At 70.8% G+C, this 435-nt stretch carries 1 pseudogene; it reads right to left on the bottom strand.

The features are described from left to right. Window positions 1-435, bottom strand: a pseudogene (locus MXAZACID_RS17500) (hypothetical protein); the annotation flags it as partial.

Raw genomic sequence — 435 nt, 5'->3', positions numbered from 1 at the left:
GGCCTGCGCCGTCTCCCGCGCCTTCACCGAAATCGCCCGCTGAATGGACAGCAGCTCCGCCTCGGACGGCACGGATATTGCCCGAAAGCCCCTTATAGCGCGTCGCCTGCCGTGCCTGCTTGCGCAGCTCACCTAGCCGCGCCTCCAGCTGGCCTTTCAGATCATCGGCGCGCAGCAGATTCTGCTCCGCCCCTTTCAGCTTCAGCTCCGCCTCGTGCCGCCTGGCATGCAGCCCGGTGATGCCCGCCGCCTCTTCCAGCAGCGCCCGGCGCTCCTCCGGCCTGGCATTCACCAGCGCACCGACCCGCCCCTGGCTCACCATCGCCGAGGCGCGCGAGCCCGAGGCCAGGTCCGCGAACAAGGTCTGCACGTCGCGGGCGCGCGCCTCCTTGCCGTTGACCCTGTAGGCGCTGCCCGCCCCGCGCTCGACCTTGC

Origin of the sequence: Acidocella sp. MX-AZ02, assembly GCF_000306035.1 — a bacterium.
Classification (GTDB): domain Bacteria; phylum Pseudomonadota; class Alphaproteobacteria; order Acetobacterales; family Acetobacteraceae; genus Acidocella; species Acidocella facilis.
The sequence above is the reverse complement of the archived record's forward strand: the minus strand, read 5'-3'. Positions and strand labels throughout refer to the sequence as shown.